Genomic DNA, 15569 nt, shown 5'->3' with positions numbered 1-15569 from the left:
CAGCAGAGGTCTCGCCGTCACAGGAGCGCCCCTTCCTCGCGCAGCCGGGCGCGCAGCAGCTCGACGTCCAGCGCCGCGGGCTCCGCGCCGGCCTGTGCGGCCAGCGCCGCGGCCGTCCCGGCCGCCTGCCCCATCGCCATGCACTGCCCCATCGAGCGGGCGGAGGCATGGGCGTCGTGCGTGGCCGACAGGCACCGCCCGGCCACGATCAGCCCGCCGACCTCGACGGGCAGCAGGCACCGGTACGGGATCCCGTAGGTCCCGTAGTCGCGCACGTACTCCCATCGGGTGGCCGATCCCGCGGCGTGGTCCTCGATGGGCGCGCCGCACCGGGCGATCGTGTCCGGAAACTCCCGCCCGGCCAATACATCATCAGAAGTCAGGACATATTGCCCGATGAGGCGTCGCGACTCCCGCACACCGATCCGTACCGACGTGCTCAGCAGCACCGCCGACTCGTACCCGGGCACCTTGGCGCGCAGGAAGCGGACGTACTCGCGCACCTGCGCACGTCCCTCACGTTCGGCGCGGGACAGCTCGAACGGGTCGGTCGGGTCGAGCCCGCTCACCCGGGTCAGATTGGTGTGCACGATCCCGTCGTTGACGGTCCTGTGCACCGATCCCTCGCGCCTGGGCAGATCGGCGTCGGCCATCAGCGCGTGCAGCTCGGCCGAGCTCGTGGCGGACAGGTCCACCCCGCCCAGCCGGAACGTGGCCGTCATCGGCTGGGCCCGCAGGCCGGGACGCTCCAGCGCGGCCCCGGCCCGCCAGGCCACCTCGCCGTCGCCGGTCGCGTCCACGATCACCCGGGCCTTGACCAGGAACCGGCCCGCCACGGTCTCCACCTCGACCCCGGTCCCCGGCACGTACGCGCAGACCCTGGCGTGCAGGAGCACGCTCGCGTCCGAGGTGAGCTCGTCCCAGACGAGCTTGAGCTCCTCGGGCTCGTACGTGACGCCGGTGCCGGCCCCGTAGGTGTTGGGCCGCTCGAAGGCGGCGCCGGCGGCGAAGAGCCGCTCGCACACCTCCCAGCCGATCCCGCCGACCACCCTCCGCGAAACCGGACCGGGGGCGTAGAAGCCGTAGAACGTGTCGAGCACGGCGACACCGGTGCCGCCGAGGAAGCCCGCCGGCTCCACCAGCAGGCACGACGCGCCCGCGCGCACCGCCGCGACGGCGGCGGCGCACCCGGCGCTGCCGCCACCCGCGACGACCACATCGCCTTCCCACAGGACGTTCATCGCAGATGCCACCCTCCGTCGACGGGAATGACCGCGCCCGTGGTCCGCCCCGACGACGGCGAGAGCAGCCACACCACGGCCTGCGCCACTTCCTCCGGCCGGCAGGGCGCCCCGCCGAGCGGCATCAGCGCGGGCAGCCTGGCCTGGACGGAAGCGGACGTACGCGCACGAACGCTCATCGGCGTGGCCACGAGCCCGGCCGAGATCAGGTTGACCCGCACGCCGCGCGGCGCGGCCTCGCGGGCGGCGGTCCTGATCAGTGGGATCAGCGCGCCCTTGGCCGAGGCGTAGGCCACCGTGCGGAAGTCGTCGTCGACCGACGTGCCGAGCGCCGAGCCGATCACCACGATCGAGCCGCCCTCGGGCAGCAGGGGGATGGCCGCGCGCAGCAGCCGGAACACCGACTCGTGGTTGACCCGGTGCACCTCGTGCCAGGCCTCGTCGGTGCACTCGGTCACGCCGCCGTCGCCGAGCGACCTGCCGGACATGCCGACCGCGTGCACGACACCGGCGATCCGCCCGTGCCGGGCCGTGGCCTGGGCCAGTGCCTTCTCGACCTGGCCCGGCGAGGTGATGTCGACGCCGTCGGACAGGTCCACGCCGTAGGCGCTCGTACCGGCCGCCTCGATCGCCGCCATGCACGCGCCGCCGATGCCGCCGTCCGAGCCGGCCACCAGGACGGCGCTCATGGCTTCCTGAGCACGGCCGCGGCGCGGCGGGCGTGTTCGAGATAGGCGGCCTCGAACAGCTCGCCGGAGCGGGCGGCGCCGACGAGCTTGGCGCTGGAGATCACCGGCGGCGTCCAGCCGCCCGCGACCAGCAGCTCGGCCGTGCGGACCTTGATCTCGTTGACCACGGCGACGGCCGCCACCGTGCTGCCGGGCCCGACCGGCTCGGCCAGCCCTTCGACCTGGCACAGCGCGTCGCCCACCGGGGTGCGCAGGTCGATCACCACGTCGGCATGGTCGGCGAGCCGGGTCCCGCTGGGATGGCCGGGCTCGACGGCCATGGTCTCGTTCATCGAGGTCACGGCCACGACCCGCAGGCCCGCCTTGTGCAGGCCCATCGCCATCTCGACGGGCACGGCGTTGAGCCCGCTCACGCTGAACACGATGGCCGCGTCGCTCGGCCGCAGCTCGAAGTTGGCCAGGATCGCGTCGGCCAGCCCTTCGACGCGCTCGATGAACATGGCCTGCCGCATCCCGTTCGAGCCGGCCACCTGGGTGTAGAACGTCGTGGACAGGTCGACGATGGGATGGAAGCCGGGATAGGAGCCGTAACGGGGGAACATCTCCTCCACGCCTATCCGCGAATGCCCGGTGCCGAACGTATGCACCACTCCTCCGCCGAGGATGGCCTCCGAGGCGATGCGAGCGGCTTCGGCAAGGTTCTCCTCCTGTGTCCGTTCGATCTCACCGAGCAGGTCCATGGCGCGGCTGATCCACTTCATCCCGATCTCCTCCCATAGAGTGCGGCGCCGATGGCTCCTGCCATCGGGCCCAGTACGGCGGGCAGCACCGCGATGTCACCGATCAACGGTCGTCTCCGCGCGAGCTCGGCACGCAGGGCGGAGCGCATGAGGTCGAGCGCCCCGGCCACCCCGCCGCCCACGACCACCGAGCCGACGCCGAGGAGCGAGGCGGCGTCGCCCAGCGCCACGCCGAGCGCCCAGCCGGCCCGCTCGAACGCCTTGACCGCCCGCCCGTCACCCGCCCTGGCCGCCTCGGCGGCCTCCGCCGCCGTGCCGGAGCCGGCGGCCCGCACGATGCCCGGCCCGGCGGCGAACGTCTCCAGGCAGCCCTCGTTGCCGCAGCAGCAGGCCGGTCCCCCGGGGGAGACCGTGAGATGGCCTATCTCACCGAGGTTGTCGCGCGGCCCGGCGAGCACGGCCCCGCGCAGCGCGACGGCCCCGCCCACGCCGGTGCCGAGCACCGCGAACAGCACGTCGGCCAGCCCGCGGGCCGCGCCCAGCTCCAGCTCGGCGCGGGCGAACGCGCGGGCGTCGTTGACGACGGAGACCGGGGCTCCGGCCAGCTCGCGCAGCCGGGCGGCCACGGGGTAGCCGTCCCAGTCACCCGGAGGGTTCGGGACGAACAGCGCGGTTCCGGTGTCGCGATCCACGTGCCCCGGGAGCCCGATCCCGATGGACTCGACGCGACGGGCCAGCGAGGCCGCGAGCTTCACCGTCTCGTCCGGCCCCGGCGGCGTGGGGACGGAGCCCGACCGGGTCACCGTGTCCCCGTCCATCAGCACCCATTTGGTGTTGGTGCCGCCGACGTCGATGCCGAGCAGGGTCACGGCCCGACCTCCAGCACCGGGGAGGCGAAGCGGGCGCCGCCGCGCGGCGGCTGGAAGGGCTCGACTCCGAGCAGCCGCAGGTAGGCCAGCAGCGGCTGGGAGTGGCTGTGCAGGTTCGCGACCGGGTAGGCCTGCATGGCGACGCCCACGGCGGCCAGGTCCCACGTACGCCCTGGACGGCCGGTCTCGGGCGCGAGGTAGGCGTCGGGGCCCGACAACGTGCCTTCCCAGACGTCCGGGTAGGCGGCCGTGTGCGCGGCCAGCGTCATCCGCCGCCACCAGTCCCAGGCCAGCTCGGGGAGGTGCGCCGCGGCGGCCCAGACGAGCGTCATGTTGATCGCGTACCAGATCGTGCCGACCCCGCCCGGCCCGTACGCGTCGCGCGCGGGCCAGCGCAGCCGCGCGCCCAGCGGGGAGCCGGCGGCCGAAGTGCGCTCGATCGTGCGCAACAGCTCCACGGCCCGCTCAGGTGGGGCGGCGCCGCACAGAATGGCCCACGGCTGCACCTCCAGCCACAGATCGTCGTCGCCGACGACCGCTCCCGGGCCGTACGCGCGGCGGTACCAGCGTCCGTTCCATTCGCCCGCGACCAGGTCGCGCAGCTCCTCGCCCAGCTTGCGGGCCTCGGCGGCGGTCGAGTCGTCGCCGAGGCGCCCGGCCAGCGTCGCGTAGCGGGGCAGGACCCAGGCGGCCATGGCGGAGTTCAGCACGGACTCGCCCTGGGCGATCATCACCTCGCGCGGCACGCCGCTCTCGCTGATGGCCATGTCGTTCCAGTCGGCGTTGAGTATGCGGAGATGTCCGTGCTCGCCCCGTCCGACCACGTCGGCGAGGAACCTGAACTGCCTGCGCAGGTTCTCGTGCAGCGGCACCTCGGGGGCCTCGTGGATCGGGTGGTACGGCACCGGCGCGCGGAAGGCGGCCTCGTCGCCGGTCGCGCTCAGGTACTCGGCGGCCAGCCACAGGGCCCACAGATTCTGGTCCGACGGGCGGAACAGGTCGGTCCAGGGGCGCTTGTCCGGTCCGAGCGCATAGGGCAGGTCGCCGTCGGGCCCGCCCCAGGCGCATGTGTTGCGCAGCACGGAGAGCGCCAGATCCGGCTCGATGTAGACGAGGGGGAGGGCGTGCTGGAGCGGGTCGCGGGCGGCGCCGTTGAAGCCGTGCCTGAAGGAGTAGCAGGATCCCTGGTCCAGGGTGTGGCCGCCGAGCACGCCGTCGGCGCAGGCCGCGCCGGTGAGCAGGGCGGCGTGCCAGGGGATCTCCCGCTCGGCCTCGGGCGCCTGGGCGGCGGCCGCGCGCGGCAGCCGGCCGCGCAGGGCCGCCAGGCTGCCCTCGAACGACGCGGTCTCGAAAGCCGCGGCGTCGGGCGACGCGGGCTCGGGCGACGTCGGCTCGGACGACGCGGCCTTGGGGGCGGAGTCCAGGAGGCCGAAGCGGAAGTCCAGCACTCGCTCGCCTCCCGCAGCCAGCTCCAGCGGCACCTCCAGCCGCCCGCCCCGCGTCCTGGACCCGCCGACGGGCTCCGGCCAGGATCGGGCCCCTGCTCCGCCGACGGGCTCCGGCCCGGAGCGGCTCTCCGCCTCGCCGAGGAGCTCCAGTTCGAGGCCGGGGTCGTCTGTGGCGGTGGCGCCGGTGATGAGCTCGACCCGGGCCGCGGCGGTCACCCATTCCTCGGTCAGCTCCAGCCGCACCGGCGCGTCGAGCAGGTTGCGCACCCGCAGCCGGATCAGCACCCAGGGCTGCTCTCCCTCCGGGCACAGGACCGTGCGCTCCAGGGCCACCCGATCGTCGGCCACCCGGACGATGGCGAAGGTAGGCCCAAAGACCCGCTCAGATCCCGAAATATCGGTGGAAAGCCCGCCGGCTCGGGTCACGCCGGTCCCGCGCGTCAGCCACAGAAGGCCCGTGTGCTCGTCGAACAGGTCGCTCAGCCCGTAGTTGTCCGACACCAGCGTGATCCGCCGGTTGCCCACGTGCGCGAAGTGCCGTCGCGTGGGCGGGTCCAGCACGGGATCCCACTCGGCACGCGCGTCCCGCTCCTGGTCCAGCGTGTACGCGAACGCCGGCAGCCCGTACGCCGTCGTCCACACCCCGTAGGTGCTCATTTGCGTAGTCCTCCCAGCGTCAGCCCCGCCACGTAGTAGCGCTGCAGCAGGAACATCAGCGCCAGCGGCGGCAGCGCCGTGACCAGCGCGGCGGTGCCCACCAGGCCGGCGCTGAAGTCGTACTCGGTCTGGAGCTGCGACAGCCCCACGGGCAGCGGCCACAGCCCGGGATCGTTGGCCACGATGAGCGGCCAGAGCAGGTTGTCCCACTGCGCGAGGAACTGCAGCAGGAAGAGCGTCAGCAACGCCGGCCGCAGCAGCGGCACCCCGACGCGCAGGAAGATGCGCAGCTCGCCCGCCCCGTCCACCCGCGCGGACGACAGCAGCTCACGCGGCAGCGCCAGAGCGAACTGGCGCACCAGGAACACCCCGAAGGCGCTCATCATGAACGGCACGATCATGCCCTGGAAGGTGTCGATCCAGCCCAGCGCCTTGACGATGAGGTACATCGGCACGAGCACCACGATCGGCGACAGCGACAGCGTCCCCACGATCACCGCGAACAACGCCCGGCTGCCGGGGAAGCGGAGCTGCGCGAGCGCGTATCCCGCGGCCGAGGAGAGGATCACCTCCAGCACCGCGACGCCGAGCGAGAGAATCAGGCTGTTGCGCAGGTAGAGCGGGAAGCCGCCCTGCCCGAACAGCGTCGCCACGTGCGCGCCGAGCTGGGCGGCGTCGAACGACAGCCCGCCCAGGTCGTCGGCGTCCGAGGCCGAGGAGACGGCGAACATCGCGTAGACCGGCAGCAGCATCACGGCCACGACCAGCGTCAGCACCGTACCGCGGAGGATCTTCACTCGTCATCGCCTCCCCGCAGCACGCGGAACTGCGTGAACGACAGCGCCAGCATGGCCACGAGCAGCACCATCGCGATCGCCGACGCGTAGCCCATGCGCTCGAACGTGAAGCCGGTCGCCCACATGTAGAGCGGCAGCACCTCGGTCGCCCCCGCCGGTCCGCCCTTGGTCAGCAGGAAGGCGGGCACGAACGACTGCATCGCCCCGATCACCGCGATGACCACCACGAACAGCAACGTGCGGCGCAGCAGTGGCAGCGTGATGCGGTAGAACATCCGCAAAGGTCCCGCGCCGTCGATCCCGGCGGCCTCGAAGACGCTCAGCGGCAGCCCCTGGAGGCCCGCGGTCAGGATGATCACGAACAGGCCGAGGTGCTTCCACGTCGTCATGATCACCAGGGCCCACAGCGCGAGCCCCTCGTCGGTCAGCCACGGCTTCGGCTCCACGCCCACCAGCCCGATCAGCGCGTTCGCCAGGCCCCTGTCGGCGAAGATCGCCGACCAGGTCAGCGAGGTGGCCACCAGCGGCATCGCGGCCGGGATCATGACCAGCGCGCGGAGGAAGGCGTTGTAGCGGCCCGGCTTGCTCAGCGGCACGGCTATCGCCAGGCCGAGCACGACCGACGGGATCACGGAGGCGGCGGTGTAGACGGCGGTGACCGTGGCCGAGTTCCAGAAGCCGGGGTCGTCCAGCATCCTGCGGTAGTTGTCCAGGCCCGTCCACTCGGGCGTGCCGGCGAAGTCGTAGCTGGTGAAGCTGAGGTAGACGGCAGAGGCGAACGGCACGACCCAGAAGACCAGGAAGTAGAGGGCGGCGGGGAGCGCCAGCAGGCCACCCGCGCGCGCCTCCGCCTGCCGCTGCCCGCTGCCGGACCGCCGCACGGCACGCGGCCCGAGCCGTCGCGCGGGCGCGCCTAAGGACGTCGTCACAGGGCGATCCGCATCGCCTGGTCGAAGTCCGCCGCCGCCTGCTCCGGCGTCTTCTTGCCGAACGCCACCGCGTCGGCGGCGTCGGTCAGCGACTTGGCCATCTCGTTCCAGACGGGCGTCTGGGGCCCGAAGTCGGCGTACGGCGCGGACGCCGCCATGATGTCGATGGCCTTCTGGTCGGCTCCCCGCAGCTTCTCCCAGCCTTTGACCGGCGTGAGCAGGCTGGCGTCCTTGAGCTGCGTGGCGGCGACCTCCTCGCGCTGGAGATAGTCGATGAAGTGCCACGCGGTGTACTGGAGCTTGGACTGCTCGGCGACCGCCCACCCCCACGTGTACGCGGGCGCGACCGGCTGACCCGACTCCCAGCGCGGCATCGGCGCGATGTCGAAGACCTTGCCGAACGTCAGCTTGGCGCTCAGCGACGGGAACAGATCCATCGCGAACAGCCCGGACACCAGCATCGCCGCCTCACCGGTGGCGAACAGCCCGAACCCGGACAGCGGGTTCGACAGCTTGGGGTTGCCCAGGCTGCCGTAGTAGCGCAGCGCCTCGACCCCGGCGTCCGTGGCGAGCGTGGCCTTGCTCGCGTCGGGGCTGAGTATCGTGCCGCCCTTGCCCTTGACCAGGGCGAGCAGCTGCATCAGCGTCCACTGCGGGTTGCCCAGGATCCACTGGAGCCCGACCTTCTTGCCGTCTGCCGAGGTCAGCCGCTTGCTGTATTCGGCGACCTCCTCCCAGGTGGTGGGCGGCTTGTCCGGATCGAGCCCTGCTTCAGCGAATCTGTCCTTGCGGTAGTAGAGGTAGCAGATCGTGTAGTCGACGGGGACGCCGTACAGCTTGCCGTCGTAGGACAGCGAGCCGATCGCATGCTCGTCGTACGTGCTGACCAGCGCCTTCTCGTCGGCCACGCCCATGGCCTTGGGGACGACCGGGGTGAGCCGGCCCTTGCGCGCGTGGCCGGGAATGGTCCAGCCGCCGACCTTGAACAGGTCGGGCGGGACGTCGCCGGCGAACGCGGTCAGCAGCTTGGCGTCGAGCTTGTCGACCGGCACGTACAGGGGGGTGATGTCCACCCCGCCGAACTCCTGGACGTACCGGTGCAGCAGCGGGTTGAACACCTTGTCGTACGCCTTGGTCTGGTGCAGCCAGACGGAGATCTTCCCCCGCGGCACCCCGTCGGCGGGCACGGCGTCGACCGGGTCCGAGCCGCAGGCGGCGAGCAGGCCGGATGCCGTGGCGAGTGTGGCGGTTCTGAGCAAGTCACGGCGCGTCAACCTGGTCATGCTCGACCTTCCGATAGGGGGTCAGTGGCCCATGAGAGCGTTCTTGGCGTCGTTGAGCTCCACGGAGAACACGGTGAGATCGCCGCGGGCATGCCGGATGGTGTATTCGAGCGCGGTCCCGCTCTCGGCGCAGGTGCTGCGGGCCGTTGCCAGCAGGGCCGCGGCCATGGGCACGCGCAGCAGCTCGGCGAGCCGGTAGTCGGCGTTGACCGCGCCGATGGTCTCCCGGCCGCTCGCGGGCGTGAGACCGTACTTGGTGCGCAGCAGGTCGTACAGGGAGCCGGTGAGATCCTCGTCGAGGATGCCGGGGACCAGCTCGACGGGCAGGTGGGCGCTCTCCACCATGCAGGGCACGCCTTCGAGCAGGCGCAGCCGCTCGACGAAGACGACCTTCTCGTGCTCCCGCACCCCGAGCGCGACCGCGACATCCGGCCCGGCCGGCTGGAGGTGAGCCTTGAGCAACTGCGTCGTGGGCCTGCGGCCGAGCCGCGCCATCGTCTCGGTGAACCCGACCGGCCGCGATCCCAGCTCCGGCGTCACGGCCAGCGGCGCGGTGTAGGTGCCGCTGCCCTGCCTGGCCACCAGCAGCCCCTCCTGGACCAGGTCGCCGATCGCCCGGCGGGCCGTCGCCCTGCTGACGCCCGCGTAGACCATCAGGTCCTTCTCCGCGGGGATCATCGTGTTGGGCTCGCAGTCGCGGATCACCGCCCGCAGGCGTTCGCGCAGCTGGTAGTAGAGCGGCACCGCGGCAGACGGATCGAGCGCCAGCCTGCGTTCCCAGTCGGTCATGTGGTCCCCGCCCTAAGTTGTACGGACGACCGTATCTTTCCTCGCGCATGGAGAGGGTGTCAACCGCCGCGACCTGGAATCAGACCAGGGGAGAAGCCCAAGGGCTGAGGGCGCCGGTGCGGGCACGGACTCTCCCGCTGGTTCGGCACGCCCTGAGACGACCGTGCCCGTCGTCGGTGCCGGCGGTTGTCGTGGGGACGCGTCCAGCAACGGCGCGAGCTTGCCCGCACAGGGTGCGTGCCCGATCTGCCGGCACAGCCGCAGGGCCTGGCCGGCCCGGTGCGCCGCCGCCTCGCGGTCGCCGTCGCCGCCGCCCAGGGCGATCGGCCCGTCAGGCCCATTGGCCGACACCGGCCCGAGAAGCGCGAACCGCGCCTCCGATTCCATGGGTCCCCTTCACAGCAAGCTTCTCCCGCTGTGATGCTGCCAGGGCCAGGGCGGTCGCCGGGACCAGCACGCTCAAGATCTTGTTCCGCATGAAGACCCTGCCTTCGCTCGATGACGCGAAGAAGCGTCGCAGCCGGGTCTTCGGGAACTCTTCTCGTTCGCTTCCGTGCCCACGCGGGAGGCAGCGGACGATCGCGGCCCCCCTTTCCGGGGTAGCGAGCGCTTCCATGAGAAGTCCGACCCGTCGCGAGCGGACAGCGGGCACCGCCGCAGGCGCTGCGGCCGGCCTCATCTGGGGGCTGGCGTTCCTGATACCGGTGCTGCTGCCCGGCTGGAGCCCGGTGGCCGTGACGGCCGGCCGGTATCTGGCCTACGGCGCCGTGTCCGTGGTGCTCTTCGCGCTGGACGGGCGCGCCCTGTGGCGCCTGCTGCGGCAGCACTGGGGCGTCGCGCTGGCGTTCGCGCTGACCGGCAACATCCTGTACTACCTCCTGCTCGTCATCGGCATCGAGCTCGTCGGAGCGCCGGTCGCCAGCATCGTCATCGGCTGTCTCCCCGTCACCGTGGCGCTGCTCGGCAACGCGCTGTCGCGGGCCTACCGCTGGCGCTCGCTCGTCCTGCCGGCGACGCTCGTGGCGGCCGGCCTGGTCATCGTGAACGTGCTGGCCCTGGGCGGCGCGAGCCCCGCAGCGGATCGGTCGCTCGGGCCGGCGGTCCTGGGCCTGCTGGCCGTCGTGGGCGCCGTCCTCCTGTGGACCTGGTACGGCCTGGCCAACGCGCGGTTCCTGAGCCGCCACCCCGAGGTGCCCGGCGGCGGCTGGTCCACGGTGATCGGTCTCGGCACCGGCGCCATCACCTTGGCGGCCCTACCCGTGGCCGCGTTGTCGGGTCAGCTCGCGCCCGAGCCGTCAGGGCGGCCGCCGAGCCTGGCCGCGTTCCTCGTCGCGGTGCTCGTCCTGGGCGTCGTGGTGTCGTGGGCGGCGACGAGCCTGTGGAACGTCGCCGCGGCCCGGCTGCCACCCACGGTCGCCGGCATGCTGATCAACATCGAGACGGTGGCCGGGTTCGGCTACGTGTACGCGGCGCGCGGGGAATGGCCTCCCCTGGGACAGGTCGCGGGGTTCGCCCTGATCCTCGCCGGCGTGCTCCTGGTCGTCCGCCTCCGCGCCACGAAGGCCGTACCCGCCGAGAGCAGGCTCAGCCGGGCCATGCTGCTGTAGCCCGTCGCGTCGTCAGCGGGCGAACTTCTCGATGGCCGCCGGGGTGACGGGGGTGAAGAAGTTGACGAGGTTGCCGTCGGGATCGCGGAACAGGAGCGAGCGGTTGCCCCAGGGCATCGTGGTGGGCTCGTTGACGAAGTCCCGCACGAAGCCGGTCAGGTTCCGGTGCACGTCGTCCACGTCGTCGACGAGGAACTCGAGGATGACGCTGCGGTTGTCGGCCGGGCGGGCCGAGCCGGGCGCGAACAGCGGGACGGTACGGGCGCCGGCGATCGCGAGCGTGGCCGATGTGGTGCTGAGCTCGGCGAAGTCCTCGTTGGACCAGGTCGCCCGTACGCCGGTGGCGCGCTCGTAGAAGCCGACGAGGCGGGCGACGTCGCCCGTGATGATGCGGATCGAGATGAAGTTCATGAGGTGCTCTCCTGGCCGGTGAATGCTGCTGACCAGACGTTACGCCGAATACTGGACAGAACCCGCCCGGTATCTGTAGGAGAATTCGGAGCATGTCACGACCCGTCGCCCGCGTGCTCACCCTGCTGGAGCTCCTGCAGTCGGGAGGCATCAGGACCGTGGCCGAGCTGGCCGATCGGCTCGACGTCGATGAGCGGACGGTGCGGCGGTACGTCGACCATCTCCTCGACCTCGACGTGCCCGTCGAATCGGTGCGCGGCCGCTACGGCGGATACCGGCTCGGCTCCGGATACCGCATGCCGCCGCTCATGCTGAGTGACGACGAAGGGCTCGCCGTGCTGCTCGGCCTGGTCGCGGGCCGCAGAGCCGGGTTGACGACGACCACGGGCACGGCGAGCGAGACGGCGGCGGCCAAGATCCGGCGGGTGCTGCCCGAGCGGCTGGTGCGCAGGCTCGACGCCGTGCTCGCCTCCGTCGCCTTCACCGCGCCGTCCGGCGAGTCGGCCGCCCCGGAGACCGCGGTCCTGCTCTCGATCGCCGACGCGGTACGCCATCACCGGCCGATCTCGATCCGGTACACCGCCGCCGGCGGCCGGCGCAGCGAGCGCACGCTGCATCCGTACGGGCTCGTCGCCCACTCGGGCAGGTGGTACGTGACCGGCGTGGATCCCGAGATCGGCGCGGACCGGACGTTCCGGCTGGACCGCATCGACGGCACCAAGACGCTGCCCGGCTCGTTCGAACCGCCCGCCGGGGTCGATCCGGCGGAGCGCCTCCTGTCGGGGCTCGCCACGGCCCCGTACCGGCATGAGGTGACGCTGCGGATCCAGGCGACGGCCGAGCAGATCCGCACCCGGCTGCCGGCCGCCGTCGCGATCGTGACGGAGCCGCCGCCCGCGAGCGGCACGGAGAGTGGCACGGAGAGTGGCACGGATTCCGGGACCGAGCACTGGTCGCGCGTCGAGCTCCGCGTGGAGCGGCTCGACTGGCTGCCGGCCGTGCTCGCCTCGCTGGACCGGCCGTTCGTCATCGAACGGCCTGGAGAGCTCCGCGACCTCGTCGCAGCGCTCGCCGACCGGCTCGCACAATCGGCCCGGCGCAGTGTGTGACGGACATCGGTAAGGCCGCGTGCCGATCCGGACAATCGCCTGGACAACGACGTACTGAAAACAACTGTAAAAACTGCACCGTTCCATAGGGAAATGCACCGTTCCACATCGCAGACCGGGTCTGGCGGCCGGTTTGCGCATGGCCTATCTTCCTCACCAAAGGTCGCATCCCGGCCCGGTCTAATGGGCCGGCGAGATGAAAGGCGTTTTATGTCACGCATAATGCCGCGCCTCGCTGCAGCGGCAACGCTGGTGGCCGGAAGCATCGCCCTCGCCCCTGGTGCAGCCCACGCGGCGGCCGCCTGCTCCGCGCCCCAGGAGAAGACGTTCAACCTCCCGGGAAAGCCCGACGTATGGGTCGGGGCGGAGCTGTGCATATACAGCTCAGGGACGAGCGGAAATACCAAGAAGGCCGTGCTCAGCATCAACTGGGACGGGTCGTTCCTCGGCGGCACCCGATTCGACAAATTCATCGCGCAGTCCCGCGTCGAGCGCCATGACACCGTTCTCGACTCCAATAACTGCGACTGGAAAAGCGATCTGAACGGGCACGCCAGTTCCGAAGGGCAGATGTGGGACTGCTTCGCCTGGTGGACCTCCGCCGCGAACGGCGGCTGGACCGCTGACGGGGTGATCATCTACAACATCAACAACGACGGTAAGGGAGACATGCGCTGGGAGCTCGGCGGCTCCCCGTCCATCTCCCTCGCGCCGGACGGGACGGAGACGACCGAGCCGTCCGCGGAGGCCCCCGCCTCCTGACAGCAGCGCCGTCTCCCGCCGTCAGCGGCCCGGCCAGTACGGGCTGAACAGGTCGAACTTGTTCGGCAGGCCCAGCAGATAACGCACGTCGTCGGCGTCGTGCAGCGGCTTGAACTCGCGCGGCAGATAGAGGCTGAAGAGCTGGGCCCGGGTCGCGGAGGAGCCGGCGGCGTCGAGGGCGGCGTTGGCCGCCATCCGCCCGGCCTCGTTGCCGCCCTCCATCGTGGCCAGGTTGATGCTGTTGCGGACGTAGTCGGCGGCGAGGAAGAAGTTGGGGATCTGGGTGCCGGCCGTGGGACGGTTGCTCCAGGACGCGGGCGTGTTGATGAGCAGCGGCTCGTCGTTGGCCACGGCCGCGGTGCCCTCGCCGGTGATCGCCGGATCCACGAACCAGGACCGTACGATCGAGTCGGGCAGCAGCGCCGCCCCACCGGGCAGGGCGGACCGCACCTGCGCCAGCACCTCTTGAACGATCTCCGGCCTGGTGCACTGCCTGGCGGTCTTGCCGAACAGGACGCCAGGCGTGCTCCAGTCGGAGAGGTCGAGCGACAGGCAGTCGGTCACCGTGCCGTCCCCGTAGCTCGCCGCGAAATTCCGGCTCCAGAACTGCGCCTGACTGATCGAGGTGAGCGCCCACGGCGTGCCCGCGTAGATGAGATGGCCGTTCGCGATCGGCCGGGGCTCCGATCCAGGGCGTGATCCAGACGTCGTCGGAAGGGCCGTTGAGCACCTGGTCGGGCGGACCGTACGGGCCGAGGCCGCTGCAGATCAGCGCCTCGAACATCAGGCCCATGGTACGGGTGTTCGCCTTGTCCGGCTGGGCCGCCACCAGGGACGCCGTGAACAGCCTGACCAGCAGATCCCGGTACTCCTGCGACATGAAGTCGGCGAAGCCCATGTTCTCCCACTGGCCCAGCCGCCGGCGACGAAGGCCACGAGCTTGGAGACGAAGAACTCGATCTGCGACAGCGGAACCGAGGTGACGGCCGTCAGGGCGGTGCGTAAGTAGTCCCTGATCGCCTCGGGGGTGAGGGTGCCGCCGACGCCGCCCGGGGATGCTCTCCCGCGCTGCGCGGGCTCGGCCGCGGCCGCCACCCTGGCCAGGGCAGGGCGCCGCGTGATCGCCGTCGATCCGGCACGGTTCCCCGCCACCACGGTCTCCACCCACCTGCTCTTCGCCGGCGGCGTCGCCGAGCCGGCCCGCGTCGGCGCCCTGGAACGCGTCGAGAAGATCGGCGCCCCGCGGCTCTCCCGCGCTTTCATCGGTGGCCCCGGCCATGCGTCCGACGGCTCCTACACCCCGATCGACGGCGTCGACTACGGCCTGTGCGTCCGGCGCGCCGCCCTCGACCAGGCCCTGGCCGAGAACGCCCGCGAGGCCGGCGCGGAGATCAGGCACGGGCATCGCGTCACCGGCATCCTCTGGCAGGACGGCCGTGCCGTCGGCGTGCGCGTCCAGGACGGGCACGGGCACGGGCACAGGCACGGGGGCGCGGAGTACGAGATCCGCGCCCGGCTGGTCGTCGGCGTGGACGGCCGCCGCTCGACCGTCGCGCGTCTGGTCGGCGCCGACCGCCCGCGCATCGCCCACGCCAACGGGCGGGCCTGCTACTACGCGTACTACGAGGACCCGCATCGGGACTGGCGGTCCACCGCCGCGATGTGGCTGACCGGCCGCGAGCTGGGCAACGCCTTCCCCTGCGACGGAGGGCTGACACTGGTGCTGCTGATGCCACCGGTCGATCGGGCCGCGGACTTCCGGGGGAGCCTGGAGGCGGAGTTCGGCCGTACCGAGGGCCTCATCCCGGGGCTGGCCGCGCGCCTGGCGGGGCTGCACCCGCAGCACGAGGATCGTCAGCTCCGCCGAGCACCCGTCGTTCTTCCGCCGCTCGGCCGGTCCCGGCTGGGCTCTGATCGGCGACGCGGGACACTTCAAGGACCCCGTCACGGCGCAGGGGATCCGCGACGCCGCGCGCTCCGGCACGGCGCCGGCGCGCGGCCGGCCATCGTACGGGCGGCCGCGAGCACCCTCCTCGAACTCGCCGGTCATCGGGCGGAGGCCAGGCGCTTGCTGGACGTCGAGGCGGCTCCCCGGACCTGAACGCGGGCTCGCGGCCGGGGGAGCACGACATCAGCCGCATTTCGAAAACTGATGAAACGTTGCCTTCCTTCGCGAATCGTGTCTACGGTCAACTGTTTGAGGCTCGACGACGGGCCCCGATCTCGCCCGCGTGAGAA

The 15569-nt window shown here is 71.7% G+C and carries 15 protein-coding genes; 4 read left to right on the top strand and 11 right to left on the bottom strand.

What is annotated here, in order from left to right; genetic code table 11:
* Positions 1-17: 17 nt before the first annotated feature.
* The 9 genes from ABEA43_RS41465 to ABEA43_RS41425 are packed head-to-tail and all read right to left on the bottom strand — an operon-like array spanning position 18 to position 9442.
* Positions 18-1241, bottom strand: a complete 1224-nt coding sequence (locus ABEA43_RS41465) for an FAD-dependent oxidoreductase (protein ID WP_345570883.1) — start codon at positions 1239-1241, stop codon at positions 18-20.
* The gene (locus ABEA43_RS41460; protein WP_345570881.1) at positions 1238-1930 is read right to left on the bottom strand and encodes an SDR family oxidoreductase; all 693 of its coding nucleotides are present in this window, start codon (positions 1928-1930) and stop codon (positions 1238-1240) included. The genes ABEA43_RS41465 and ABEA43_RS41460 overlap by 4 nt, the downstream gene beginning before the upstream one ends.
* Positions 1927-2691: a sugar isomerase domain-containing protein gene (locus ABEA43_RS41455; RefSeq protein WP_345570880.1), complete on the bottom strand. Its 765-nt coding sequence runs from the start codon at positions 2689-2691 to the stop codon at positions 1927-1929. Before ABEA43_RS41455 ends, ABEA43_RS41460 begins: the two co-directional genes overlap by 4 nt.
* Positions 2688-3539, bottom strand: coding sequence for an ROK family protein (locus ABEA43_RS41450; protein WP_345570878.1), 852 nt, complete (start codon positions 3537-3539; stop codon positions 2688-2690). Before ABEA43_RS41450 ends, ABEA43_RS41455 begins: the two co-directional genes overlap by 4 nt.
* Positions 3536-5644, bottom strand: a complete 2109-nt coding sequence (locus ABEA43_RS41445; protein WP_345570876.1) for a GH36-type glycosyl hydrolase domain-containing protein — start codon at positions 5642-5644, stop codon at positions 3536-3538. The genes ABEA43_RS41450 and ABEA43_RS41445 overlap by 4 nt, the downstream gene beginning before the upstream one ends.
* Positions 5641-6441, bottom strand: coding sequence for a carbohydrate ABC transporter permease (locus ABEA43_RS41440; protein ID WP_345570874.1), 801 nt, complete (start codon positions 6439-6441; stop codon positions 5641-5643). Before ABEA43_RS41440 ends, ABEA43_RS41445 begins: the two co-directional genes overlap by 4 nt.
* Positions 6438-7370, bottom strand: a complete 933-nt coding sequence (locus tag ABEA43_RS41435) for a carbohydrate ABC transporter permease (protein ID WP_345570873.1) — start codon at positions 7368-7370, stop codon at positions 6438-6440. Before ABEA43_RS41435 ends, ABEA43_RS41440 begins: the two co-directional genes overlap by 4 nt.
* Complete coding sequence (locus ABEA43_RS41430) at positions 7367-8653, bottom strand: ABC transporter substrate-binding protein (protein WP_345570871.1); 1287 nt, start codon at positions 8651-8653, stop codon at positions 7367-7369. Before ABEA43_RS41430 ends, ABEA43_RS41435 begins: the two co-directional genes overlap by 4 nt.
* Before the next feature lie 21 nt (positions 8654-8674).
* On the bottom strand, positions 8675-9442 hold the full coding sequence (locus ABEA43_RS41425; RefSeq protein ID WP_345570869.1) for a GntR family transcriptional regulator: 768 nt from the start codon (positions 9440-9442) through the stop codon (positions 8675-8677).
* Between the two features lie 614 nt (positions 9443-10056).
* Between ABEA43_RS41425 and ABEA43_RS41420 the strand changes: the two genes are divergently transcribed.
* Positions 10057-11049, top strand: a complete 993-nt coding sequence (locus tag ABEA43_RS41420; RefSeq protein ID WP_345570868.1) for a DMT family transporter — start codon at positions 10057-10059, stop codon at positions 11047-11049.
* Positions 11050-11061: 12 nt separating this feature from the next.
* Here the strand turns inward: ABEA43_RS41420 and ABEA43_RS41415 are convergent, their stop codons facing one another.
* Positions 11062-11460 (bottom strand): VOC family protein, encoded by a 399-nt coding sequence (locus tag ABEA43_RS41415; RefSeq protein WP_345570867.1) that lies wholly within the window; start codon positions 11458-11460, stop codon positions 11062-11064.
* Positions 11461-11552: 92 nt separating this feature from the next.
* Here ABEA43_RS41415 and ABEA43_RS41410 point away from each other — a divergent pair, with 92 nt between their 5' ends.
* Both ABEA43_RS41410 and ABEA43_RS41405 read left to right on the top strand, forming a co-directional pair.
* The gene (locus ABEA43_RS41410) at positions 11553-12569 is read left to right on the top strand and encodes a helix-turn-helix transcriptional regulator (protein ID WP_345570866.1); all 1017 of its coding nucleotides are present in this window, start codon (positions 11553-11555) and stop codon (positions 12567-12569) included.
* Positions 12570-12791: 222 nt separating this feature from the next.
* Positions 12792-13331, top strand: a complete 540-nt coding sequence (locus tag ABEA43_RS41405; RefSeq protein WP_345570865.1) for a hypothetical protein — start codon at positions 12792-12794, stop codon at positions 13329-13331.
* 21 nt (positions 13332-13352) lie between these two features.
* On the opposite strand, the gene ABEA43_RS41400 is transcribed toward ABEA43_RS41405, so the two are convergent.
* Complete coding sequence (locus ABEA43_RS41400; protein WP_345570864.1) at positions 13353-13895, bottom strand: FAD-dependent oxidoreductase; 543 nt, start codon at positions 13893-13895, stop codon at positions 13353-13355.
* Between the two features lie 463 nt (positions 13896-14358).
* On the opposite strand from ABEA43_RS41400, the gene ABEA43_RS41395 reads away from it, so the two are divergent.
* On the top strand, positions 14359-15432 hold the full coding sequence (locus ABEA43_RS41395) for an NAD(P)/FAD-dependent oxidoreductase (protein WP_345570862.1): 1074 nt from the start codon (positions 14359-14361) through the stop codon (positions 15430-15432).
* The last annotated feature ends 137 nt before the right edge of the window (positions 15433-15569 follow it).

This window comes from Nonomuraea rosea, assembly GCF_039539705.1.
Lineage (GTDB): Bacteria > Actinomycetota > Actinomycetes > Streptosporangiales > Streptosporangiaceae > Nonomuraea > Nonomuraea rosea.
Note: the sequence above shows the minus strand (reverse complement) of the source record. Positions and strands in the feature narration are given on the sequence as shown.